Genomic DNA, 24,602 nt, shown 5'->3' on the forward strand with positions numbered 1-24,602 from the left:
AAAGAGCTGCTATGGAAGCAGCTCTTTTATTGGGATATTGCTTTGGTATTACCAGTCTCTTCTATTATTTTATAACCTTTGCTATCTTGGCTTTTTCTAAGTCGGCTGAAAATGAATTCATCACGACCATGACTTAAATGTAATAGATAGTTAACAAATGCGCAAGTATTATTTTGAATGATTTTCTACCACTAAAGTATTAAATAGAAATACATTTTGGTTGTAGGTTATGTTGAAGGTTATAGAGACATAGGCCGTCTGAAAAATTTGATTTCAGACGGCCTATGTTGATTGAGTGGCTGCTGTTTGGTATGGGGTTTTGAGATTTTTGTAATTTAGTAAGGATTAAATCTGATTGTAAAACAGCGGGTTGATGATTTTGTCAGGGGATGGTGTTGGATTTGGGTTGACGGGTTCGGTGGAGGGGGTATAGTTCGGTCTTCGCTGCTGACGCGGTGGCGAAACGAACTGATAATTATAGCACGGTTGATTTGATTTTTCGATGGATTTTGAAAAAAGAGTTGACGAGTGGTTTTAGTGGTGTAATAATTCGGTTCTTGCTCTTTAACAAACAGATTACCGATAAGTGTGAGTGCGGCAAGCCTCACACTGCGACAAAAACAGACAAGATGTAGATTTTCTATTCTTTGTCGGTTTCTTTGAAGCAGACCAGAAGTTATAAAGTTAGAGATTAAACATAAGAGTTTGATCCTGGCTCAGATTGAACGCTGGCGGCATGCTTTACACATGCAAGTCGGACGGCAGCACAGAGAAGCTTGCTTCTTGGGTGGCGAGTGGCGAACGGGTGAGTAATATATCGGAACGTACCGAGTAGTGGGGGATAACTAATCGAAAGATTAGCTAATACCGCATATTCTCTAAGGAGGAAAGCCGGGGACCTTCGGGCCTGGCGCTATTTGAGCGGCCGATATCTGATTAGCTGGTTGGTGGGGTAAAGGCCTACCAAGGCGACGATCAGTAGCGGGTCTGAGAGGATGATCCGCCACACTGGGACTGAGACACGGCCCAGACTCCTACGGGAGGCAGCAGTGGGGAATTTTGGACAATGGGCGCAAGCCTGATCCAGCCATGCCGCGTGTCTGAAGAAGGCCTTCGGGTTGTAAAGGACTTTTGTCAGGGAAGAAAAGGCAGTTGCTAATATCAGCTGCTGATGACGGTACCTGAAGAATAAGCACCGGCTAACTACGTGCCAGCAGCCGCGGTAATACGTAGGGTGCGAGCGTTAATCGGAATTACTGGGCGTAAAGCGAGCGCAGACGGTTAGTTAAGCAAGATGTGAAATCCCCGGGCTCAACCTGGGAACTGCGTTTTGAACTGGCTGGCTAGAGTGTGTCAGAGGGGGTAGAATTCCACGTGTAGCAGTGAAATGCGTAGAGATGTGGAGGAATACCGATGGCGAAGGCAGCCCCCTGGGATAACACTGACGTTCATGCTCGAAAGCGTGGGTAGCAAACAGGATTAGATACCCTGGTAGTCCACGCCCTAAACGATGTCAATTAGCTGTTGGGCAACTTGATTGCTTAGTAGCGTAGCTAACGCGTGAAATTGACCGCCTGGGGAGTACGGTCGCAAGATTAAAACTCAAAGGAATTGACGGGGACCCGCACAAGCGGTGGATGATGTGGATTAATTCGATGCAACGCGAAGAACCTTACCTGGTCTTGACATGTACGGAATCCTCCAGAGACGGAGGAGTGCCTTCGGGAGCCGTAACACAGGTGCTGCATGGCTGTCGTCAGCTCGTGTCGTGAGATGTTGGGTTAAGTCCCGCAACGAGCGCAACCCTTGTCATTAGTTGCCATCATTTGGTTGGGCACTCTAATGAGACTGCCGGTGACAAGCCGGAGGAAGGTGGGGATGACGTCAAGTCCTCATGGCCCTTATGACCAGGGCTTCACACGTCATACAATGGTCGGTACAGAGGGTAGCCAAGCCGCGAGGTGGAGCCAATCTCACAAAACCGATCGTAGTCCGGATTGCACTCTGCAACTCGAGTGCATGAAGTCGGAATCGCTAGTAATCGCAGGTCAGCATACTGCGGTGAATACGTTCCCGGGTCTTGTACACACCGCCCGTCACACCATGGGAGTGGGGGATACCAGAAGTAGATAGGGTAACCGTAAGGAGCCCGTTTACCACGGTATGCTTCATGACTGGGGTGAAGTCGTAACAAGGTAGCCGTAGGGGAACCTGCGGCTGGATCACCTCCTTTCTAGAGAAAAGAAGAGGTTTTTCGCATTCACACTTATCGGTAAACTGTAGAAGATGCAAAAGATATTGAGAAATCAAAAAAAGAACAGTTTAAAAGCTGAACTTAAACCGATTTCAAAATAACGACCTTGGGTTTGTAGCTCAGCTGGTTAGAGCACACGCTTGATAAGCGTGGGGTCGGAGGTTCAAGTCCTCCCAGACCCACCACAACTCATACTGGGGGCATAGCTCAGTTGGTAGAGCACCTGCTTTGCAAGCAGGGGGTCATCGGTTCGATCCCGTTTGCCTCCACCAAAAACTTTGCAAATCAAAGTCAGTTGGCAGAAGTTAATATAAAAAAGCGCGTAGCGCTGATTTTTTGTTTAACGACTGAAGAAGCTTGACTGCAAAAAGAAGGCTGATATAATGGCCAGCTCATTTTGATTTGCGAAGACAATAGCAATATTGGAAAGCATCGATCTTTAACAAATTGGAAAGCCGAAATCAACAAACAAAGACAAAGTTGATTTACTTTGACAGTTAGCTATTTGCAAATAGCTGGTTGTGACAAAGAAGTAAATCACAGGATTTGGGTGATGATTGTATCGACTTAGCCCTGAAACACAAAAGGCAGGGTTAAGACACAACAAAGCAGTAAGCTTTATCAAAGTAAAAACATCTAGTTCCACTACTCGTCAACGGTAGTGCGGATTAAGTCAAAGAGGTTCTTGAAATGATAGAGTCAAGTGAATAAGTGCATCAGGTGGATGCCTTGGCGATGATAGGCGACGAAGGACGTGTAAGCCTGCGAAAAGCGTGGGGGAGCTGGCAATAAAGCTTTGATCCCGCGATGTCCGAATGGGGAAACCCACTGCATACTGTGCAGTATCCTAAGCTGAATACATAGGCTTAGAGAAGCGAACCCGGAGAACTGAACCATCTAAGTACCCGGAGGAAAAGAAATCAACCGAGATTCCGCAAGTAGTGGCGAGCGAACGCGGAGGAGCCTGTACATGATAATTGTTGAGATAGAAGAACAAGCTGGGAAGCTTGACCATAGTGGGTGATAGTCCCGTATTCGAAATCTGATCAATGGTACTAAGCGTACGACAAGTAGGGCGGGACACGAGAAATCCTGTCTGAATATGGGGGACCATCCTCCAAGGCTAAATACTCATCATCGACCGATAGTGAACCAGTACCGTGAGGGAAAGGCGAAAAGAACCCCGGGAGGGGAGTGAAATAGAACCTGAAACCTGATGCATACAAACAGTGGGAGCGGACGTGTTCCGTGACTGCGTACCTTTTGTATAATGGGTCAACGACTTACGTTCAGTAGCGAGCTTAACCGGATAGGGGAGGCGTAGGGAAACCGAGTCTTAATAGGGCGACTAGTTGCTGGGCGTAGACCCGAAACCGAGTGATCTATCCATGGCCAGGATGAAGGTGCGGTAACACGCACTGGAGGTCCGAACCCACGCATGTTGCAAAATGCGGGGATGAGCTGTGGATAGGGGTGAAAGGCTAAACAAACTCGGAGATAGCTGGTTCTCCCCGAAAACTATTTAGGTAGTGCCTTGAGAATGAGACTGATGGGGGTAAAGCACTGTTATGGCTAGGGGGTTATTGCAACTTACCAACCCATGGCAAACTAAGAATACCATCAAGTTGCTCCTCGGGAGACAGACAGCGGGTGCTAACGTCCGTTGTCAAGAGGGAAACAACCCAGACCGCCAGCTAAGGTCCCAAATGATAGATTAAGTGGTAAACGAAGTGGGAAGGCCCAGACAGCCAGGATGTTGGCTTAGAAGCAGCCATCATTTAAAGAAAGCGTAATAGCTCACTGGTCGAGTCGTCCTGCGCGGAAGATGTAACGGGGCTCAAATCTATAACCGAAGCTGCGGATACGTGTTTACACGTATGGTAGGGGAGCGTTCTGTAGGCCGAAGAAGGTGCATTGAGAAGTGTGCTGGAGGTATCAGAAGTGCGAATGTTGACATGAGTAGCGATAAAGCGGGTGAAAAGCCCGCTCGCCGAAAGCCCAAGGTTTCCTACGCAACGTTCATCGGCGTAGGGTGAGTCGGCTCCTAAGGCGAGGCAGAAATGCGTAGTCGATGGGAAACAGGTTAATATTCCTGTACTTTGATTCAATGCGATGTGGGGACGGAGAAGGTTAGGTTAGCAAACTGTTGGAATAGTTTGTTTAAGCCGGTAGGTGGAAGACTTAGGCAAATCCGGGTCTTCTTAACACCGAGAAGTGATGACGAGGCACCAAGGTGCTGAAGTAACCGATACCACGCTTCCAGGAAAAGCCACTAAGCTTCAGTTGAATCAGAACCGTACCGCAAACCGACACAGGTGGGCAGGATGAGAATTCTAAGGCGCTTGAGAGAACTCAGGAGAAGGAACTCGGCAAATTGATACCGTAACTTCGGGAGAAGGTATGCCCTTCGATGTTAAGCCCTTGCGGTGTAAGCATTGGAGGGTCGCAGAGAATCGGTGGCTGCGACTGTTTATTAAAAACACAGCACTCTGCTAACACGAAAGTGGACGTATAGGGTGTGACGCCTGCCCGGTGCTGGAAGGTTAATTGAAGATGTGCAAGCATCGGATCGAAGCCCCAGTAAACGGCGGCCGTAACTATAACGGTCCTAAGGTAGCGAAATTCCTTGTCGGGTAAGTTCCGACCCGCACGAATGGCGTAACGATGGCCACACTGTCTCCTCCTGAGACTCAGCGAAGTTGAAGTGGTTGTGAAGATGCAATCTACCCGCTGCTAGACGGAAAGACCCCGTGAACCTTTACTGTAGCTTTGCATTGGACTTTGAAGTCACTTGTGTAGGATAGGTGGGAGGCTTAGAAGCAGAGACGCCAGTTTCTGTGGAGCCGTCCTTGAAATACCACCCTGGTGACTTTGAGGTTCTAACCCAGACCCGTAATCCGGGTCGGGGACCGTGCATGGTAGGCAGTTTGACTGGGGCGGTCTCCTCCCAAAGAGTAACGGAGGAGTTCGAAGGTTACCTAGGTCCGGTCGGAAATCGGACTGATAGTGCAATGGCAAAAGGTAGCTTAACTGCGAGACCGACAAGTCGAGCAGGTGCGAAAGCAGGACATAGTGATCCGGTGGTTCTGTATGGAAGGGCCATCGCTCAACGGATAAAAGGTACTCCGGGGATAACAGGCTGATTCCGCCCAAGAGTTCATATCGACGGCGGAGTTTGGCACCTCGATGTCGGCTCATCACATCCTGGGGCTGTAGTCGGTCCCAAGGGTATGGCTGTTCGCCATTTAAAGTGGTACGTGAGCTGGGTTTAAAACGTCGTGAGACAGTTTGGTCCCTATCTGCAGTGGGCGTTGGAAGTTTGACGGGGGCTGCTCCTAGTACGAGAGGACCGGAGTGGACGAACCTCTGGTGTACCGGTTGTCACGCCAGTGGCATAGCCGGGTAGCTAAGTTCGGAAGAGATAAGCGCTGAAAGCATCTAAGCGCGAAACTCGCCTGAAGATGAGACTTCCCTGAGGATTTAATCCTCCTAAAGAGTCGTTCGAGACCAGGACGTTGATAGGTCGGGTGTGGAAGCGCAGTAATGCGTGAAGCTAACCGATACTAATTGCTCGTGAGGCTTGACTCTATCATTTGAAGGATTTCAAATGATAAAAGCTTACTGATGATTCAGTCATCACCAAAAGTTGATTAAAGAATAAATAAGTGCAGGAGACTGCATAACGGCTTACCGATTTGTACAGTTTAAGTTTGGCGGCCATAGCGAGTTGGTCCCACGCCTTCCCATCCCGAACAGGACCGTGAAACGACTCAGCGCCGATGATAGTGTGGTTCTTCCATGTGAAAGTAGGTCACTGCCAAACACCCATTCCGAAGCCTCTGACTCTGTCAGGGGCTTCTTTACGTCCGGCAGAAAAGTGCGGCTAAAGCAGGTTACCGTGTTGTTAGTATAATTATATTTGATTGTTTTATTGAGTTTATTAAATAAGTTGTGCCGCTTAGGCATAAGCGTTATAATTTCACTCCTTTTTACGGGAGTAGCCATCCGGATTTTTCGGTTCCGGAGCGGTTATCAACATAATTGCTTTGGCATGGTAACCGCATCTTCGCTCAAACGAATGACAGGCAAGACGTAAAGCATGGCAATTCCAGTGGGCAATTGTTATGCTTTTGTGTTGCCCACGAAACGGTTGAGTATCTACATGGAAGCTTTTTTCTCTTCAACATTGGGTGTGATGATTGCCGAAATTGGCGACAAAACTCAACTGCTCGCATTATTTTTAGCAACCCGATTTTCACAAAAGAATGCTATTGTTTTAGGTATTTTTGTAGCCACATTACTAAACCATGCACTTTCTGCAGTCATTGGTGTGTGGTTGGCGCAATATATTTTGCCTGAGCTAATGAAATGGATTGTCGGCTTGAGTTTTATTGCGGTGGGCTTATGGCTGCTGTTGCCGGATAAAGATGAGAATCCGGATAGCCGATGGCTGAAATATGGTGCTTTTGGCGCAACGGTACTGCTGTTTTTTATGGCGGAAATCGGTGATAAAACGCAAATCGCCACAGTGTTGTTAGCAGCCAAATATCAAGAGATGTTTTGGGTGATATGCGGTAGCGTGTTGGGTTTGATGTTGGCAAACGTGCCGGTGGTTTATTTGGGGCAGATGCTGATGAAGAAGATTCCGGCTAAAGCAGTTCGCATTTCTGCCTGCATTTTATTTTGCGTGTTGGGTGCCATTACTTTATTGGGTAGAGGTATAGTATTAAATTAAGGTTGGGAGAATATGTGGAAGATCTTTTTCAGAATCAAAACTTCATTGTGATTAATAAGCCTTGCCATCTTGCGGTGCATCAGGAAGAAAATCAAATCAGCTTGACGCACACGCTGGCAGAGCAATTGGGTTTAGAAAGAGTATGGTTATTGCATCGATTAGATAAAGCAACCAGCGGTGTATTATTGTTGGCACTCAATGATCAGATAGCCTCAGAGCTGGCGCAACAATTTTCTGCTAAAACCATGCACAAAACCTATTTAGCAATGAGCGATGCAAAGCCATCCAAAAAGCAGGGGTGGATTAAAGGCGGAATGAAAAAATCCCGCCGTGGTGTGTGAAAGTTAACTCGAGATACATCGAGTCCGGCCATCACGCAGTTTCACAGCCATACTCTCGCACCATATTTACGCTTATTTGTGTTGCGACTGCATATCGGCAAAACGCACCAATTACGCGTTGCCATGAAAAGCTTAGGCAGTCCGATTATTGGTGATCGGTTGTATGGTGGTACAGCCGCCGAACGAATGTTTCTGCACGCTTGGCAAATAGAGTTCCAACATCGAGATGAGCATTTTAAAATCACCGCACCTTTAGATGCAACATGGCCGTCTGAGCACATTTATGCCATATTATCTTCATCGCTTTAACGCAGTATTTACGCACTTTACAGACAGCATAGTATAATAGCTGCTTGCATATCTGAATGACTTTAATAAATAAAACAGCATGAAACCTATTTTTCAAAAACTGATTCTGGTATTGGGCCTGAGCACTGCTGCGATGTCGGCACAAGCCGTTACTTATATCTGCAAGGTAGATGGCGGCATTGTCTTTTCCGAGAAGAAAATCGGCAACCAATGCGAAGAATCCCATACCGATGGTGCGGCGCAAGTGACGCCTGAAGAAGCCACTAAAGCTTTACCCGAGAAAGTTGATTTAAAAGAGGCACCGGGCTCTGCTGCACCAGATGTCAGCGACATTAAAATTTTACCGCAGACTATCAGTGGCAGTGTAACGAATAGCGTTGAAGCGGCTAATCCGCGCATGAATATCAAGCTACGCAATGGTAATGACACAGCAGGCCGTAAAACCAGTGCCGGTGATTTGAAATCAGCCCAAGCGCGTGCCGCTGAGCTGAACCGCAAGGCTAAGATTATTCATGCGCCGGTGATTAGCGCGCCGGCTGCCAAACAGAAACCGCAACTTACCCGTAAGCAGATTTTACAAAACGAAATCCGCAATGAGCAAGCTGCATTGGCACGAGCTAAGGTACAATTGAATGTAGCGCGTAAAAAAGGCGATCAAGCCAAAATCAGCCGTTTAAACCAAGCCGTTCGTGATCGCGAGGCGAATATTCGTGCCATTCAGGGTGAAATGAAGCGCTAATGAAGTATTTCTAAAAGCCATCAATTTGAGGGAAACCAAAATAAAAGGCCGTCTGAAACACAATGTATCAGACGGCCTTTTGTTTTGCTGTTAAGCCGGACGGCAGGCAATCATATAGTTGGTGTCGGTCATATCACTGATGCTGTATTCTTTGGTCAGCAGATTGTATTTCATGCCTTTTGTATCGACAACATCCAAACCGGCTTGGCGGCACATACGCGCCAATTCCGCAGGCGTGATGAATTTCTTCCAGTTGTGCGTGCCTTTCGGTACAAAGTTCAATACATATTCGGCACCGACAATCAAATGCAGATAAGACTTCGGATTGCGGTTGATGGTGGAGAAAAACACCATGCCTTCGGGCTTAACCAATTTCGCACATGCTTTTACGATGGCGGCCGGATCGGGTACATGCTCGAGCATTTCCATGCAGGTGACCACATCAAAGCTGTGTGGTTGCTCGGAGGCCAATTCTTCCACTGGAACGCAGCGGTAAGCGATATTGCCAACATTTTGTTCAGCCGCGTGTACTTCAGCCACTTTTAATGACTTTTCCGCCATGTCGGTGCCGGTTACGTGCGCGGCACCGCGCTTGGCCATGCTTTCGGCTAAAATTCCGCCGCCGCAGCCGACATCCAAAACCTGCTTGCCGCTCAAATGGCCTAAGTCATCGATGTAGCCCAAGCGTAGCGGGTTAATGTCGTGAAGCGGTTTGAATTCGCTGTTTTTATCCCACCACTTTTCGGCGATTTGGCTGAATTTGGCGATTTCATTGTCATCGACATTACGTTCGGTTTGACTGGTCATATCGGTTTTCCTGATGGATTGAAGACGCAATTTTATAACAAAGCGGCAGCAAACGGTAGGCCGTCTGAAAGGCATCAATGTTTTTCAGACGGCCTAGATTTCATGCGCGGCGCATGCCATCCACAACGCACGTTTTTTGGCGGCAGGCATTTTTTTCAAAGCGATTTCCTGTTTTAAAGCTTCGCTTTTGCTGAGACCGTCGGCAACCACACGCATGGCTTCAGGCTTGTGGATACGCGTATATTTCGCCCCTTTGCCGGCTTTATGTGCCAGTAAACGTTCGTACGGGCGCAGACTGATGCCACAATAAAGCGAGGCGTTTTCACACAAAATCAAATATACGCACCATGTTTGCGCCGTCATTGCGCCGCCTCCGCAAAAGATTGCTGCAAGATGGTGACAGCCGCTTCGGTTTTGGCCGACTGCACGCGATAAGGCGTGACCACATATAAATTGACCGCCGGTAAAGTCCAATCCGGCAAGACAATATTCAGACGGCCTTGGGCGGCGGCATCGGTAATCTCGCCACTGACTTGCAGCGACAGGCCGAAGCCTTGCTCCGTCAGTGTCCGCACGGCGGCCAGATGGCTGCAATAGAGGCTGTTTTCAATTTCTAAAAAATAGTGTTCCGCACCGCAATGCAGGGAGGTACGTAACGGTAAGAAATGCAACCAGCGGTGGGCGTGGAGCTGGTTAGGGTGGGTGACGGGTGCGTGTTGTGCCAAATAGTCGGGGGCCGCGCAAATTTGGTACTGCCAAGTCACCAAATGCCGTGCGGCCAGATTCGGGTCGTCGAGCGCGTGGCCGCCGCCGCGTATGGCCAAGTCGATTTCCGCTTGTTGCAGATTGTCCAGCGTGTCGTTGAAATGCAGCACGGGGTGGATTTTGGGAAACTCGTTGTGCAGGCGGCGCAAGGCCGTCTGAAAAGCCGGAGCATCGAGAATGCTCGAAGTCAGCGCGATGTGTAAGCTACCCGCGGGTTCGGTTTTTAAATGGTCGATGACCGCGCGCGTATCGGCCAGCGTTGCCTGCAGTCGGCGGCAATAGCTGCCCAGTGCGCGCCCGGCATCGGTTGGGGAAAGGCTGCGCGTGTTGCGGTTGAGCAGTTTGATGCCGTGCAGCGATTCCAGGCGGTTGATGTGCTGGCTGACAGCCGACGGCGTCATGGATAAAGCTGCGGCTGCGGCATTCATGCTGCCGTGTTCCAAAACGGCAGCAAATACGAGTAAAGGTTTGATGTCTTGCATTCCAGACAGTCTTGATAGTGAAGTTGGACTTAATAATACAAACAGTAAAATAGGGATTATCAGTGTTTTCAGACGGCCTTACAATACGTTTATCTTAAATAGTGAACAAAACAAGGAGCGAACAATTAAATTTGCTGTGATTGGTGCAACAGGTTTGGTGGGCAAGGCAACGGTACAAGAGTTGGCTGCACGCGGCCATGAAGTAACGGCTTTTGCACGCGATGTTTCTAAAGTGGCGAAGGCCGGCAATATCAAAGCGGTGGCGGCCGATGTCAATGCGGCGGATTTTGCCGCGCAGCTGCGGGTCTTTGACGGCGTGGTCAGCGCGTTTAATGCAGGTTGGGAGAATCCGAATCTGGCGGCGGATTTTACCTTGGGTGCAAACAACATCATTGAAGCGGCGAAAACCGCGCAAGTGCCGTATCTGCTGGTTATCGGCGGCGCAGGCAGTCTGAATGTCGCTCCGAATCTGCAATTGGTCGATACGCCTGATTTCCCGAAAGAAGTCTATCCCGGTGCCAATGCCGCCCGCGAGCTGCTCGACCGTCTGCGTCCGCGCCGCGATGTGAATTGGGCATTTCTGTCACCTGCTGCCATGTTTGCCGTTAATCCTGTGCGCTTTGAAAAAAGCGGCGCATACCGCATAGGCCAAGATGATGTGTTGATGAATGCCAACGGCGCGCCTGCGGATATTACCGTCGCCGATTTGGCCGCGGCGATTGCGGATGATGTGGAAAATAGAGCACATTTGTTTGCCCGCTTTACCGTAGCCGAGGTGTAATTGACTTGTCAAATCACAGGCCGTCTGAAAACATTCAGACGGCCTCATATGGGGAGCGTGACTCATGCAGGAAATGATGTATCTGTTTGACCCATTGTGCGGTTGGTGCTACGGCGCAACGGTTGGTTTGGAACAGTTGGCGGCCGACCAACATACGCGTATCCGGATGCAGCCGACCGGCCTGTTTGCCCGCAACGGCCGCGTGGTGGATGCCGGATTCGCCAAACATGCGTGGCGCAACGACCAAAAAATCGCTGCGCTGACGGGTTTGCCTTTTAGCGCAACGTATCGTACCCAACTACTGTCGGGAGACGGTCGTGCGTTCGATTCGTGGCCGATGGTTCTGGCCTTGAGCGCGGTGGAAAAAACCGAGCCTGAGAAAGAGATCGAAATATTGAAAACCTTTCAGGCGGCGCGTTATCAATATGCTTGAGACACTTCCGATATAGAGACGGTTAAAACGATTTTGAATGAAATCGGCCTGACTCGGGTACCGCGCTGGTTGGCAGCGATGAGGTTGCGGCGGCGGCCGAACAGCGGATTTTGGAGGGGCAGGCGTTGATGCGGCAATTCGACTTGAGCGACGTACCGGGCTTGTTGCTGCGACGGGAGGGACAAGACGTTTGGCAGGTGGCGGACAGCCGTGTTTTGTTTGAATCAGCCAAGTAGCCTGCCGACATGCTTGGGCACGGCATAGGTCGAAGGAAGCGGCCGTTTGGGAAGTAAGCCTATATTGGCTAGGCATTCACTTTTCAGACGGCCTTTTGCCGCATTCAGTTTTCACGCGACCAATGTGTTTTTTGTGCAAATATCAATTTGTTGTCGGTAAATTTGATGAAGTCGAGCTCCAGCATCCATACATCACTTTTCATCGCCCGTGCAACGGGATGGATCCGGTAAAACAATGCGGCCGCGGCTTGGCGTTCTGCTTCGTTTTCCAAACAAACCGCGCGCGCTTGAAACTGAATGCCGCTGATTTTGGTGATACTGTCAGGCTGCCCCGCAATCGTACCCGAGATATGGGACGAAGCCGCCATATTGCTGCCGTGTCGGGTTTGGCGCGAAGTCAAAATAATCAGCCGTGCGTGCGCTTCATCGAAAACGTAAAAGCAGCACGCGCTCCACAGGCCGCTTTCGGGCGAATGGGTGGCGAGGCTGACGGCATGGTTGCGGCTTAAAAAGTGGGTAATATTGCGGGGTAGGGGATTCATCAACATTCCTGTTTCAGACGGCCTTAAACGGCTTTCAAACCAATTGGGCAGAAACCGGCGCATGTGTGCTCATGCGGGTTTATTGTGTAGTGCCGCCATTCCAATGCGGCAAGTCGGGGATTTCGAGGTCAAACATTTCTAAGGCGCGGCCGACGCTGTGGGTGACGATGTCGTCCACCGATTGCGGCTGTTGGTAAAACGCAGGTACAGGCGGGAAGATAATGCCGCCCATTTCGGTGACGCGCTTCATGTTGTCCAAATGCGCCAAATTCAGCGGCGACTCGCGCACCATCAACACCAAGCGGCGGCGTTCTTTCAGCACTACGTCTGCCGCCCGGGTGAGGAGGTTGTTGTTGTCTCCATGGGCAATGGCTGCCAGCGAACGCATAGAGCAGGGCGCTACCAACATGCCGGCGGTGCGGAACGAGCCGCTGGAAATCGCCGCCCCCAAATTGCCGATAGGGTGGACGACATCGGCCATGGCCATGACTTCCTCTTTTGAATACGGCGTTTCCAGTGCACGCGTCATGTCGGCGCCTTTGGAAACCACCAAATGCGTTTCGATACCGGGCAGGTTTTGCAGGATTTTTAAGGCGTTGTAGCCGTATTGAAAGCCGCTTGCGCCGCTAATGCCGATAATAAGCCGCCGTGTCATGCATTGCCTTTCTGTGTCAGGCCGTCTGAAAGCGTTATTATAGAATACAAATTGTCTATCCGTAGCAATATCCGATAAAATAGCGCATGATTTGATAAGGCCGTCTGAAAGCGCTGTTTTGGCGCCGTTAAAATAAAGGATAACAATATGGCAAAAATGAAAGGCGGTTTGGGCCGCGGTTTAGATTCCTTGATTTCCAATGGGGTGGACAACAGTACCAGCGACCGCCTGACCTCCGTCGACATCAGCGATATCCAGCCCGGCCGCTATCAGGCGCGTGTGCAGATGGATGACGAAGCGCTGCAAGAGTTGGCCGATTCGATTAAAGCGCAAGGCGTGATTCAGCCGGTGATTGTGCGCGAACACGGTTTGTCGCAATACGAATTGATTGCAGGCGAACGCCGTTGGCGCGCGTCGCAATTGGCCGGATTGACTGAAATTCCGGTAGTGATCAAAACCATCAGCGACGAAACCGCGCTGGCGATGGGTTTGATCGAAAACCTGCAACGTGAAAACCTGAATCCGATTGAGGAAGCACAAGGCTTGAAACGCTTGGTCGATGAATTCGGTTTGACGCATGAAACCGTGGCTAAGGCCGTCGGCAAAAGCCGCAGCGCAATTTCCAACAGTTTGCGTTTGCTGAGCTTACCCGAGCCGGTGCAGGATATGCTATACCACCGCCACTTGGAAATGGGGCATGCGCGCGCATTGTTGACGCTGCCGGTAGTTGAGCAGTTGGAATTGGCGCAAAAAGCAGTGAAAAACGGCTGGTCAGTGCGCGAAGTAGAGCGCCGCAGTCAGTTGGCGCATCAAAGCAAAGAAGTCGAGCCGAAGAAAACCATCAGCCCTGATGTTCGGCGTTTGAATGACGTATTGACCGAGCGTTTGGGCGTGAATGCCGAAATCAAAACCACCAATCAGAAAAAAGGCAAAATCGTGTTGCATTTCGACACGCCCGAAACATTTGAATATCTGCTGAAACAATTGGGCATTCAATACGAAGCGTAACCTTTATTTCAGAGGCGAGGCCAAAAAATTTTAAGTAAACTGTTTCTTTTACACAAAAAAATGATAATTAAGGCCGTCTGAAATTTCAAACGGCCTTATTAAAATCTGATTGAAATCAAAGGGATTATTTGAAGTTGAGGGATGGAATATGTTAGGTGTTTATAAATTGTTGTATTTCAAGATTAATAAGCATGTAACAATGTGTAATTTGTGTTAAAATCTTCACGGAATAGCAATTGCCAAACTGCCAAACAGAGAACTTTTCTTAAATTGACATATCCTCAAATAATAACGTTTCACAAAGCTTAACAATCGCTTGACGACATAGCACTTCTTGATTATAGTAGCCTCGCTTTAGTATTGTGGCTCAATCGCCTTAAAAATATGAAGCAAATTTTAATTTTACAAGTGATTGTCTTGCTTGCAGTTTCTGCCTTAAGTGCAATAATTGTAGGCAAAAGCGGTTTTTGGTCGGCCTTGGTCGGCGGAATCACGTATCTCATCCCTTCATCTATTGCAGTTTTACTTTTAAAGCTTGTTAAAAATAATCCTTATCTGCAAAGCAGGATGTTTATTTTTGGAGAAGTTTTAAAAGTAGTGCTGTCGCTGGTGTTGATGCTGATTGTGTTTGCAATTTGGCATGAATCGCTGGTTTTTCTTCCGTTTTTCTTCGGATTGCTCGGCGTCAGCCATTTGGTTTTTTTGTATTACTTGAGAGTTAAAGACTATGGCAGGTGAATCTATGACCGCTGCCGACTACATCAAGCACCACTTGCAAAGCTTGACCAGTTTGTCGGACGTAACCCAAGGCCAAGGCCTGAAAAATATTGCTGATTTCTCTTACATCAACTTGGATGCAATTTTCTTTGCCGTCGTGTTGGGAATTATCGGTAGCTTTATCTTATGGCGTGGTGCCAGGAAAGCAACAGCCGGCGTGCCCGGCCGCTTTCAAGCTGCGGTAGAAATCCTGTTTGAATTTGTGGATGATATGTGTAAAAGCATTATCCATAATGAGCAGTCCCGCAAAGCCGTTGCGCCATTGGGTTTGACCTTGTTTGTATGGATTTTCCTGATGAATGCCATGGACTTGCTGCCGGTTGATTTGTTGCCAGTCGCCTGGCAGGGTATTACCGGTGATCATCATGCATTATTGCGTGTCGTACCTACCGCTGATTTGAATACCACGCTGGCATTGGCTATCGGTGTCTTGATTATCTGTATTTACTACAATGTTAAAATTAAAGGCTTCGGCGGTTGGATGCACGAAATGTTCAGCGCGCCGTTTGGTGCGAAATTGGCACCGGCCAATTTTCTGTTAAATATCGTAGAATTCTTATCGAAAACTGTATCGCACGGTATGCGGTTGTTCGGTAATATGTATGCCGGTGAATTGGTATTTTTGCTGATTGCTTTGTTGGGTGGCGCGTGGGCTGCTTCTGGCAGTATTGGTGTGATGGATCCGATTCTGTTTGTGTTCCATATTTTGGCCGGTTTGGCTTGGGCGATTTTCCATATTTTGGTGATTACCCTGCAGGCATTTATTTTCATGGCGCTGGCGTTTGTATATATCGGCCAAGCACATGACGCACACTAAGTTTAGTTGTTCTTTATAAGTAGTTTTTCAATTTTTTCAACGTAGTTTTAACCTTTGTTTCTTTTAAGGAGTTTTAAAAATGGGTTTGATTGCTATCGCATGTGGCTTGATCGTAGCTTTGGGCGCTTTGGGCGCTTCTATCGGTATTGCTATGGTAGGTTCTAAATACTTGGAATCTTCTGCTCGTCAGCCTGAATTGATTGGTCCATTGCAAACCAAACTGTTTTTGATCGCCGGTTTGATCGACGCCGCGTTCTTGATCGGTGTTGCTATTGCCTTGCTGTTCGCCTTCGTTAACCCGTTTGCAGGCTAATCCGAACACAAGTTCGTTACAAACGGTTTAAACGTTTGTTTGATTAACCCTAATACGAAGGTTAAGTAAAGTGAATATTAATGCAACCTTATTTGCGCAGATTATCGTCTTTTTCGGTTTGGTTTGGTTTACCATGAAATTTGTGTGGCCGCCGATCGCAAAAGCGTTGGACGAGCGCGCCGCCAAAATTGCTGAGGGTTTGGCTGCTGCCGAACGCGGTAAAAGCGATTTTGAGCAGGCAGAAAAGAAAGTTGCAGAACTCATGGCCGAAGGGCGTGGACAAGTTGCCGAAATGGTGGCTAACGCCGAAAAACGTGCTGCTGCAATTGTAGAAGAAGCCAAACAGCAAGCTTCTACAGAAGCTGCACGCATTACAGCACAGGCTAAAGCTGATGTTGAGCAGGAAGTGAACCGTGCGCGCGAAGCTTTGCGCGAGCAAGTTGCTGCATTGGCTGTGAAAGGTGCAGAGTCTATCTTGCGTAGTGAAGTGGATGCTTCCAAACACGCAACAATGCTCAACACTTTGAAACAGGAGCTGTAATCCTATGGCAGAGTTCGCAACGATTGCCCGACCTTATGCGAAAGCATTATTTGGTTTGGCACAGGAAAAAAACCAAATTGAGTCTTGGTTGGGCGGACTGGAAGAATTGGCAGCAGTGTTGCAGGATCAGAAAGTATTGTCTCTGGTTGAGCAGCCTGAAACCGCTGCTTCCGATAAAGCAAAGGCATTGGCTGATTTGGTCGGTTTGAATGATGTAAGCCTTACAAATTTTGTAAGCGTTCTGGCCGAGCAAAAGCGTTTGAATGTTTTGCCGGAAGTGTACGCGCAATATCAAGACTTAGTCTTGGCACTCAACAATACCAAATCAGCTGTGATTTACAGCGCATACGAATTAATGCCTGCGCAGTTGGCTGATTTAACCGCTACTTTAAAAACACGTTTCAACACTGACTTGCAAGTGACCACGAAAGTTGATCCGCAATTAATCGGTGGTGTGAAAGTAGAAGTGGGTGATCAAGTCTTGGATCTGTCGGTGCAAGGTAAATTGAATGCTTTGTATACGACTATGACAAATTAGGAGAGTTTTCATGCAGCTTAATCCTGCTGAAATTAGCGATTTGATTAAAGCCAAAATCGAAAATCTGTCTGTTAACGCAGAAGTACGTACCCGCGGTACGGTAATTTCTGTGACTGACGGTATCGTACGCATTCACGGCTTGTCAGACGCCATGCAAGGTGAGATGCTCGAATTCCCAGGCAACACTTTCGGTTTGGCCATGAACTTGGAGCGTGACTCCGTTGGTGCCGTAGTGTTGGGTGAATACGAACACATCAAAGAAGGCGATACCGTTACTTGTACCGGTCGCATTTTAGAAGTACCAGTAGGTCGTGAGCTGGTAGGTCGTGTTGTGGATGCATTGGGTCGTCCGATTGACGGTAAAGGCCCGATTAATGCTTCTGGTTCTGCGCCAATCGAAAAAATTGCACCGGGTGTAATTGCCCGTAAATCGGTTGACCAACCAATGCAAACCGGTTTGAAAGCCATTGACTCTATGGTTCCGGTAGGCCGTGGCCAACGTGAGTTGATTATTGGTGACCGTCAAACCGGGAAAACAGCTGTTGCTTTGGACGCGATTGTGAACCAAAAAGACACCGGCGTTATCTGTATCTACGTAGCCGTAGGTCAAAAAGCTTCTTCAATTGCCAACGTGGTACGTAAATTGGAAGAGCACGGTGCAATGGAACACACCATTGTGGTGGCAGCAACTGCTTCTGAAGCAGCGGCATTGCAATACATCGCCCCTTACTCAGGTTGTACCATGGGTGAATTCTTCCGTGACCGCGGCGAAGATGCCTTGATCGTTTACGACGACTTGTCTAAACAAGCCGTTGCATACCGTCAAATTTCTCTATTGCTGCGCCGTCCACCAGGCCGCGAAGCGTATCCGGGCGACGTATTCTACTTGCACTCTCGTTTGTTGGAGCGCGCTGCGCGTATCAACGAAGATGAAGTGGAAAAGCTGACCAACGGTGAAGTTAAAGGTAAAACCGGCTCATTGACCGCATTGCCGATTATCGAAACACAAGCCGGTGACGTATCTGCATTCGTACCGACCAACGTGATTTCGATTACCGACGGCCAAATCTTCTTGGAAACCGACCTGTTTAACTCCGGTATCCGTCCTGCAATCAACGCCGGTATTTCCGTATCACGCGTAGGTGGTGCGGCGCAAACCAAAGTTATCAAAAAGCTGGGCGGCGGTATCCGTTTGGCATTGGCGCAATATCGTGAATTGGCTGCGTTCTCACAATTCGCATCTGATTTGGATGAAGCAACACGCAAGCAATTGCAACATGGTGAAGTCGTGACTGAATTGATGAAACAAAAACAATTCAACACTTTGAACACCGCTGAAATGGCATTAACTTTGTGGGCGATCAACAATGGTTCGTATTCTGATGTTCCAGTTTCTAAAGCATTAGCTTTCGAAGCGGAATTTTTGAGCTATGTCCGCACCCAATTGCCAGAAGTGCTGAATGCGGTTAATGCTTCGGGTGCGATGTCTGATGAAGCAGAACAAGCATTGACCGAAGCCATGAAAACTTTCAAATCTTCTTACGCTTATCAAGCCTAAGAATAGCAGATGAAAGGAGTCTGAAATGGCAGTAGGAAAAGAGATTCTCACCAAAATTCGCAGTGTTCAAAATACCCAAAAGATCACAAAAGCGATGCAGATGGTGTCTACCTCTAAAATGCGGAAGACTCAGGAACGGATGCGCTTAGCGCGTCCGTACGCCGAAAAAGTTCGTACGGTAATGAGCCATTTGGCACAAACCGAAACCGATCACGGCATTAAATTGTTGGAACCGCATCGCGCCGTATGCCGTGCCGGTTTCATTTTGATGACGACTGATAAAGGTTTGTGCGGTGGCTTAAATGCCAACGTATTGAAGAAGTTTTTGGCGCAAGTTCAAGAGTATCAGGAGCAGGGCATTGAAGTTGATGTCGTGTGTCTGGGCAGCAAAGGTTTGGCTGCTTGTCAAAGCATCGATTTAAACGTGATTGCCAGTGCAGTGAATTTGGGCGATACGCCTAAAATGGAATTGTTGCTGGGGCCGTTGACTGAAATTTTCCAACGCTACGAAAAACATGAATTAGATGTGATTCACTTGGTGTATTCCGGTTTCGTGAATACAATGCGTCAAGAGCCGCGTATGGAAGTGTTGCTGCCTATCGGCCAAAACGAGATTGAAGAGGTTAACGCCCATTCCCAATATGGTTGGGAATACCGTTACGAGCCGAGCCCTGTTGCTGTATTGGAATATCTGGTTCGCCGCTATTTAGAATCTGTGGTTTATCAAGCATTGGCTGATAACATGGCATCTGAACAAGCCGCGCGTATGGTAGCGATGAAAGCCGCTACCGACAACGCAGGCAATGCCATCAAAGAGCTGCGTTTGGTGTATAACAAATCGCGTCAAGCTGCGATTACCACGGAATTGTCAGAAATTGTTGCAGGTGCAGCGGCTGTTTAGGCCGTCTGAAACTGTACAGAAAATAGGATACGATAATGAGCCAAGGCAAAATCGTACAAATTATTGGTGCCGTAGTTGACGTGGAGTTTCCACGTGATGCTATCCCGCACGTTTACGATGCCCTGAAATTGGACGAAACCGGTCTGACCCTGGAAGTGCAACAACTTTTGGGTGACGGTGTGGTGCGTACCATTGCAATGGGTAGTTCAGATGGTTTGAAACGCGGTATGACCGTAAATAATACCGGTTCGCCGATTACTGTACCTGTGGGACAGGCAACATTGGGCCGTATTATGGACGTATTGGGTAATCCCGTAGACGAAGCAGGTCCTGTGGCTGCTTCAGAGACCCGTGCGATTCACCAGTCTGCACCTAAATTCGATGAGCTTTCAGCTGCAACCGAATTGTTGGAAACCGGTATCAAGGTAATTGACTTGCTGTGTCCGTTTGCCAAAGGCGGTAAAGTAGGTTTGTTCGGTGGTGCAGGTGTGGGTAAAACCGTAAACATGATGGAATTGATCAACAACATCGCCAAAGCGCACAGCGGTTTGTCTGTGTTTGCCGGTGTAGGTGAGCGTACCCGTGAAGGTAACGACTTCTACCATGAGATGAAAGATTCCAACGTATTGGATAAAGTGGCTATGGTTTACGGCCAGATGAACGAACCTCCGGGCAACCGTTTGCGCGTTGCTTTGACCGGTTTGACTATGGCCGAATACTTCCGTGACGAAAAAGATGAAACTGGTAAAGGTCGCGACGTATTGTTTTTCGTAGACAATATCTACCGCTACACTTTGGCCGGTACAGAAGTATCTGCATTGTTGGGTCGTATGCCGTCTGCAGTAGGTTACCAGCCGACTTTAGCTGAAGAGATGGGTCGTTTGCAAGAACGTATTACCTCTACGCAAACCGGTTCGATTACTTCCATCCAAGCCGTTTACGTACCTGCGGATGACTTGACTGACCCTTCTCCGGCAACAACCTTTGCCCACTTGGACGCAACCGTGGTATTGAGCCGTGACATTGCCTCTTTGGGTATTTACCCAGCCGTTGATCCGCTGGATTCTACTTCACGCCAGCTCGATCCGATGGTGTTGGGTCAGGAGCACTATGATGTAGCGCGCGGTGTTCAGTCTACTTTGCAAAAATACAAAGAATTGCGCGACATTATCGCCATTCTGGGTATGGACGAGTTGTCTGACGAAGACAAACTGACTGTAATGCGTGCCCGTAAAATCCAACGTTTCTTGTCACAACCGTTCCACGTTGCTGAAGTATTTACCGGCTCTCCGGGTAAATACGTGGCATTGCGTGACACCATCGCTGGTTTTAAAGCTATCTTGAACGGTGAATACGACCACTTGCCGGAACAAGCGTTCTACATGGTGGGCGGCATCGAAGAAGCAGCCGAGAAAGCGAAAACCTTAAACTAAGGAGGCCGGCATGAACATCATGCAAGTTGAAGTGGTCAGTAGCGAACAAAACATCTACTCAGGCGAAGCCAGTTTTGTGGTGGTTCCGACTGTGCAAGGTGAGCTCGGTATTTACCCGCGACACGAGCCGATAATGAGTTTGGTACGTCCCGGTGCATTGCGTTTGACCATACCGGGTCAGGCTGAAGAAGTGTTGGTTGCTGTTTCCGGCGGTTTGTTGGAAGTGCAGCCTGAGAAAATTACCGTATTGGCGGACGTTGCCGTTCGCAGTGCGGAGATGGATCAGGAGCGCGCCGAGCAAGCCAAGAAAGCAGCAGAAGACCGTATTTCTAAGGCGCAAGACGATGAATCTTTGGCAAAAGCACATGCTGCTTTGGCCGCAGCCATCGCCCAGCTCAAAACCTTGGATTATCTTCGTTCGCAAAAAAACAAATAAGCATTTTTGCTTTAAAAGCACGGTGGAAACCGTGCTTTTTTATTGTTATTGCCTGAATTCAGGTCGGAATGTTGGCTGATTGTTTTAATACAGATAAGGTAAACAGTGAAATCGGTTTATTTTTGGGCTGTACTAGATAACTAGAATAAATTCTGCTTTACTAATTGTTTTAAAATAGAACAAGAGACTTTATCTCACTGTGGTTAAAACGCCATTCACATTCCTTCAAATACAGCTCAAAATGCTCTTTGGGAATGCCGTTAAACTTACGTAAGCGGCGTTTTGCCTGATTCCAAAAGTTCTCAATCCCGTTGATGTGATTTTGCCGATCAGCAAAGTGTGTATTGTAATTGATGCGAAAGTGGCTAAACTCACATCAAGTACGTCATAGCTTTTGTAACAATCAGTGTAAACAATACTGTCAGGCTTTACTTGCTCACGTATTACCGGCAATAAAGTGGCAGTTTGTGTATTGGGCACAGCAACGGTGTAAACCTTGCCGTTGCGCTTCAGAAGCCCGAATACAGCGACTTTGCCGGCTGCACCGCGACCACGTTTGCCTTTGCGCTGTCCGCCAAAACAGCTTTCATCAACTTCTACTCCGCCATCAGACATTTCCGGATGCGGGCTGTTATGGAAAATCAGTACGCGCAAACGATGAAAGTAACAGGCTGCCGTGTTTTTATTAACACCGGCTAATTGAGCTGCAGTACGGGCAGTAACACCCGCAATAAACAGTTCAATCAGTTTGTTTTGCTTGTACTGACTTAAACGGCTTCTTCTCATAGGGATTATTCTAACCTGAAATTAGATTTCCCTAGTTATCTAGTACAGCCCCTTATTTTATATTTGGTATAAAGCGCTCCTATCAATAGGCAAGTAAGAAAACGTAGGACATAGCTTTTTATGTTTTAAATGGAGTTTTAAAGATTCAGGCCGTCTGAAAAACATGGTTATCACAAACAATGTTTCAGACGGCCTTGTCATCAATAATCAATCCAAGAAAGATTATTTACTGTACATCACCCATAAATCTTCTTGCAAATTTACCAATGCTTCGCCTTCTGCGGCTTGAATGCGGAGATATGAGCCGTCGGGCTGCATTTCCCATGCTTTGGTATTGTCTTCCAGCGCCATGGTTAAACCTTCGTGAATCACACGCGTTTTGAGAGCCGGATGCAGAATCGGTGTGGCCACTTCGATACGGCGGAAGAAGTTACGCCCCATCCAGTCAGCGCTGGAAATATAGGTATCTTCTTTGCCGCTGTTGTAGAAATAGAAAATACGTGAATGTTCGAGTTGGCGGCCAATGATGGAACGCACGCGGATGTTATCCGACAGGCCTTTTACTCCCGGGCGCAGGGTACACATGCCACGCACAATTAGTTCGATTTGTACGCCGGCAGCGCTGGCTGCATACAAAGCTTCGATTACGCTCGGCTCAATCAAAGAATTCATCTTGGCGATGATTTTGGCCGGTTTGCCTGCACGGGCGTTCTCGGCTTCCCGCTGGATACGGCTGATAATCATCGGGTACAGCGTAAACGGGCTTTGATAAAGCTTATTCAAGCGGCCCGGTTTGCCTAAGCCGGTGATTTCCATAAATAAAGTATTTACATCGGCGGTAATGTCGGAATCATCCGTAATTAAGCCAAAGTCGGTGTAGATACGCGATGTCCCTTGATGGTAGTTGCCTGTGCCTAAGTGTGCATAGCTTTTCAGACGGCCTTCTTCACGGCGGATGACCAAGGCCATTTTGGCGTGCACTTTATAACCGAATACACCGTACACCACGTGCGCACCAACGTTTTCTAATTTTTGCGCCCAGCTGACGTTGTTGGCTTCATCGAAGCGCGCCATCAATTCGACCACCACGGTCACTTGTTTGCCCGCCAGCGCGGCGCGCATCAGCGCTTTGACCAATTCGGAATTGCTGCCGGTGCGGTAAATCGTCATTTTGACAGCCAATACATCTGGGTCGCTGGCCGCCTCGCGAATCATTTGAACCACCGGGTCAAACGACTGGTAAGGATGGTGCAGTAATATCGGACCTTGCCTGGCTAAATCCAAAACAGAGCCGTTTTTACCCAATTTTTTCAGACGGCCAACGCTTGCTGGCGGTGTAAATTTCAAATCGGGGCGGTCCACCAAATCCGGGACGGCATTCAAGCGCACCAGATTGACCGGCCCCTTTACTTGATAGACCTCGGAAGGCTTCAATTTGAATTGGTCGAGCAGGAATTGGCAGATATGCTGCGGGCAGGTGTCTGCCAATTCCAAGCGCACGCCGTCGCCGTATTCGCGATCGCGTAATTCGCTCTGAATGGCGGTGCGCAGGTTTTCCAAATCATCATCGTCAACGGTCAAATCGCTGTCGCGCGTTAAACGGAACTGGTGGCAGCCTTTGACTTCCATGCCCAAAAACAACTTATGCACATGCGCGTGCAAAATAGACGACAGGAATACAAAGCCTTCATTACCATCGCAAATTTCAGACGGCATTTTCACCACACGCGGCAAAATACGCGGCGCTTGCACAATCGCCATGCTGGACGGGCGCCCGAAGGCATCTGTGCCTTCCAGTTCCACTGCGAAATTGAGGGACTTATTCAATACGCGTGGAAAGGGGTGCGAGGGGTCAAGGCCGATGGGCGTCAAAATCGGCATTAATTCGTTGTCGAAATATTCGTTAATCCATTTTTGCTGCTCGGAAGTCCAAGTATGGCGACGGTAGAAATGAATACCTTGCTTGGCTAATTCCGGCTGTAACACTTCATTAAACAGCGCATATTGTTCTTCAATCAAAGCGTGTGCCTGCGCAGAAACATCTTCAAGTGTTTCAGACGGTGTTTTGCCGTTGTCCAGCACAATATGCGGACAGAGCTTTTGGTCGCGTTTCAACGAAGCGACACGGACTTCAAAAAATTCATCTAAGTTAGAAGAAACGATGCACAAAAAACGCAAACGTTCCAATAGTGGCACGCTCGGGTCTTGCGCTTGTGCCAACACGCGGCGGTTGAATTCGAGCAGGCTCAGCTCGCGACAGAGAATTCGGTTTTGGTCAGGCATAATTTTCCCCCTATTCAGACATAGGTATCTTGTTAAAATTAAAGTCATCAATCATATATTCAGTATAGCGCGTTTTCAGGGCGGTGTAACCGTGGCCGGTTGGGTTGGGATGGGCGCTAAAAGGCAACGGGC

Annotated in this window: 20 protein-coding genes, 2 tRNA genes, 3 rRNA genes and 2 pseudogenes; 20 read left to right on the plus strand and 7 right to left on the minus strand. The window is 48.3% G+C overall.

Translation table 11 applies throughout. The features are described from left to right. Positions 1–693: 693 nt before the first annotated feature. From CGZ65_RS00200 to CGZ65_RS00235, 8 genes and pseudogenes are all read left to right on the plus strand, one after another. Positions 694–2,233, plus strand: a 16S ribosomal RNA gene (locus CGZ65_RS00200). Between the two features lie 129 nt (positions 2,234–2,362). After that, positions 2,363–2,439, plus strand: a tRNA-Ile gene (locus tag CGZ65_RS00205). An 11-nt stretch (positions 2,440–2,450) separates the two neighbouring features. Continuing rightward, positions 2,451–2,526, plus strand: a tRNA-Ala gene (locus tag CGZ65_RS00210). A gap of 425 nt (positions 2,527–2,951) precedes the next feature. Further along, positions 2,952–5,842: ribosomal RNA gene (locus tag CGZ65_RS00215) — 23S ribosomal RNA — on the plus strand. Between the two features lie 121 nt (positions 5,843–5,963). Continuing rightward, positions 5,964–6,077 (plus strand): 5S ribosomal RNA (rrf, locus tag CGZ65_RS00220). The 16S, 23S and 5S rRNA genes sit together here with 2 tRNA genes alongside, the layout of an rRNA operon. 339 nt (positions 6,078–6,416) lie before the next feature. Next, positions 6,417–6,989 carry a TMEM165/GDT1 family protein gene (locus tag CGZ65_RS00225; protein WP_096296047.1) on the plus strand — a complete coding sequence of 191 codons (573 nt, stop codon included), beginning with the start codon at positions 6,417–6,419 and terminating at the stop codon, positions 6,987–6,989. Positions 6,990–6,991: 2 nt separating this feature from the next. Further along, positions 6,992–7,639: pseudogene (locus CGZ65_RS00230) on the plus strand (TIGR01621 family pseudouridine synthase). A gap of 79 nt (positions 7,640–7,718) precedes the next feature. Beyond that, positions 7,719–8,378: a hypothetical protein gene (locus tag CGZ65_RS00235; RefSeq protein ID WP_096294394.1), complete on the plus strand. Its 660-nt coding sequence runs from the start codon at positions 7,719–7,721 to the stop codon at positions 8,376–8,378. Positions 8,379–8,468: 90 nt separating this feature from the next. On the opposite strand, the gene ubiG is transcribed toward CGZ65_RS00235, so the two are convergent. The 3 genes from ubiG to CGZ65_RS00250 all read right to left on the minus strand — a co-directional run bounded on the left by ubiG (position 8,469) and on the right by CGZ65_RS00250 (position 10,432). Further along, entirely contained in the window at positions 8,469–9,185 is a 717-nt protein-coding gene (ubiG, locus tag CGZ65_RS00240) for a bifunctional 2-polyprenyl-6-hydroxyphenol methylase/3-demethylubiquinol 3-O-methyltransferase UbiG (RefSeq protein WP_096294395.1), read from the minus strand. A gap of 93 nt (positions 9,186–9,278) precedes the next feature. After that, positions 9,279–9,548 (minus strand): GIY-YIG nuclease family protein, encoded by a 270-nt coding sequence (locus tag CGZ65_RS00245; protein ID WP_096294396.1) that lies wholly within the window; start codon positions 9,546–9,548, stop codon positions 9,279–9,281. Further along, on the minus strand, positions 9,545–10,432 hold the full coding sequence (locus tag CGZ65_RS00250) for a LysR family transcriptional regulator (protein ID WP_096294397.1): 888 nt from the start codon (positions 10,430–10,432) through the stop codon (positions 9,545–9,547). Before CGZ65_RS00250 ends, CGZ65_RS00245 begins: the two co-directional genes overlap by 4 nt. 124 nt (positions 10,433–10,556) lie before the next feature. On the opposite strand from CGZ65_RS00250, the gene CGZ65_RS00255 reads away from it, so the two are divergent. Next, on the plus strand, positions 10,557–11,213 hold the full coding sequence (locus CGZ65_RS00255) for an NAD(P)-dependent oxidoreductase (RefSeq protein ID WP_096296048.1): 657 nt from the start codon (positions 10,557–10,559) through the stop codon (positions 11,211–11,213). Positions 11,214–11,277: 64 nt separating this feature from the next. Beyond that, a complete protein-coding gene (locus CGZ65_RS00260) occupies positions 11,278–11,646 on the plus strand; it encodes a hypothetical protein (RefSeq protein ID WP_096294398.1) in 369 nt (122 codons plus the stop codon). Between the two features lie 340 nt (positions 11,647–11,986). Here CGZ65_RS00260 and CGZ65_RS00265 read toward each other — a convergent pair whose 3' ends face one another. Both CGZ65_RS00265 and CGZ65_RS00270 read right to left on the minus strand, forming a co-directional pair. After that, positions 11,987–12,424: a PNPOx family protein gene (locus CGZ65_RS00265; protein ID WP_096296049.1), complete on the minus strand. Its 438-nt coding sequence runs from the start codon at positions 12,422–12,424 to the stop codon at positions 11,987–11,989. Positions 12,425–12,503: 79 nt separating this feature from the next. After that, on the minus strand, positions 12,504–13,079 hold the full coding sequence (locus CGZ65_RS00270) for a UbiX family flavin prenyltransferase (protein ID WP_096294399.1): 576 nt from the start codon (positions 13,077–13,079) through the stop codon (positions 12,504–12,506). Between the two features lie 147 nt (positions 13,080–13,226). On the opposite strand from CGZ65_RS00270, the gene CGZ65_RS00275 reads away from it, so the two are divergent. The 10 genes from CGZ65_RS00275 to CGZ65_RS00320 all read left to right on the plus strand — a co-directional run bounded on the left by CGZ65_RS00275 (position 13,227) and on the right by CGZ65_RS00320 (position 21,401). After that, a complete protein-coding gene (locus CGZ65_RS00275; RefSeq protein WP_096294400.1) occupies positions 13,227–14,087 on the plus strand; it encodes a ParB/RepB/Spo0J family partition protein in 861 nt (286 codons plus the stop codon). A gap of 384 nt (positions 14,088–14,471) precedes the next feature. Beyond that, entirely contained in the window at positions 14,472–14,825 is a 354-nt protein-coding gene (locus CGZ65_RS00280; protein WP_096294401.1) for an ATP synthase subunit I, read from the plus strand. After that, positions 14,815–15,681, plus strand: a complete 867-nt coding sequence (gene atpB / locus CGZ65_RS00285) for a F0F1 ATP synthase subunit A (protein WP_096294402.1) — start codon at positions 14,815–14,817, stop codon at positions 15,679–15,681. Before CGZ65_RS00280 ends, atpB begins: the two co-directional genes overlap by 11 nt. 79 nt (positions 15,682–15,760) lie before the next feature. Beyond that, complete coding sequence (atpE, locus tag CGZ65_RS00290; protein ID WP_004284425.1) at positions 15,761–15,994, plus strand: F0F1 ATP synthase subunit C; 234 nt, start codon at positions 15,761–15,763, stop codon at positions 15,992–15,994. 70 nt (positions 15,995–16,064) lie between these two features. Then, positions 16,065–16,535: a F0F1 ATP synthase subunit B gene (locus CGZ65_RS00295; RefSeq protein WP_096294403.1), complete on the plus strand. Its 471-nt coding sequence runs from the start codon at positions 16,065–16,067 to the stop codon at positions 16,533–16,535. Positions 16,536–16,539: 4 nt separating this feature from the next. Beyond that, entirely contained in the window at positions 16,540–17,073 is a 534-nt protein-coding gene (locus tag CGZ65_RS00300) for a F0F1 ATP synthase subunit delta (protein WP_096294404.1), read from the plus strand. A gap of 10 nt (positions 17,074–17,083) precedes the next feature. Then, positions 17,084–18,631 carry a F0F1 ATP synthase subunit alpha gene (gene atpA, locus CGZ65_RS00305; RefSeq protein ID WP_096294405.1) on the plus strand — a complete coding sequence of 516 codons (1,548 nt, stop codon included), beginning with the start codon at positions 17,084–17,086 and terminating at the stop codon, positions 18,629–18,631. Between the two features lie 25 nt (positions 18,632–18,656). Continuing rightward, positions 18,657–19,532, plus strand: a complete 876-nt coding sequence (gene atpG / locus CGZ65_RS00310; RefSeq protein ID WP_096294406.1) for a F0F1 ATP synthase subunit gamma — start codon at positions 18,657–18,659, stop codon at positions 19,530–19,532. A gap of 35 nt (positions 19,533–19,567) precedes the next feature. Continuing rightward, positions 19,568–20,965 (plus strand): F0F1 ATP synthase subunit beta, encoded by a 1,398-nt coding sequence (gene atpD, locus CGZ65_RS00315; RefSeq protein ID WP_096294407.1) that lies wholly within the window; start codon positions 19,568–19,570, stop codon positions 20,963–20,965. Positions 20,966–20,975: 10 nt separating this feature from the next. Next, a complete protein-coding gene (locus CGZ65_RS00320; protein WP_096294408.1) occupies positions 20,976–21,401 on the plus strand; it encodes a F0F1 ATP synthase subunit epsilon in 426 nt (141 codons plus the stop codon). Positions 21,402–21,541: 140 nt separating this feature from the next. On the opposite strand, the pseudogene CGZ65_RS00325 reads toward CGZ65_RS00320, so the two are convergent. Beyond that, positions 21,542–22,187 (minus strand): annotated as a pseudogene (locus tag CGZ65_RS00325) (IS1595 family transposase). A gap of 222 nt (positions 22,188–22,409) precedes the next feature. After that, positions 22,410–24,470: a polyphosphate kinase 1 gene (gene ppk1, locus CGZ65_RS00330; RefSeq protein WP_096294409.1), complete on the minus strand. Its 2,061-nt coding sequence runs from the start codon at positions 24,468–24,470 to the stop codon at positions 22,410–22,412. Between the last annotated feature and the right edge of the window lie 132 nt (positions 24,471–24,602).

The organism is Neisseria weixii, from assembly GCF_002327085.1.
GTDB classification, from domain to species: domain Bacteria; phylum Pseudomonadota; class Gammaproteobacteria; order Burkholderiales; family Neisseriaceae; genus Neisseria; species Neisseria weixii.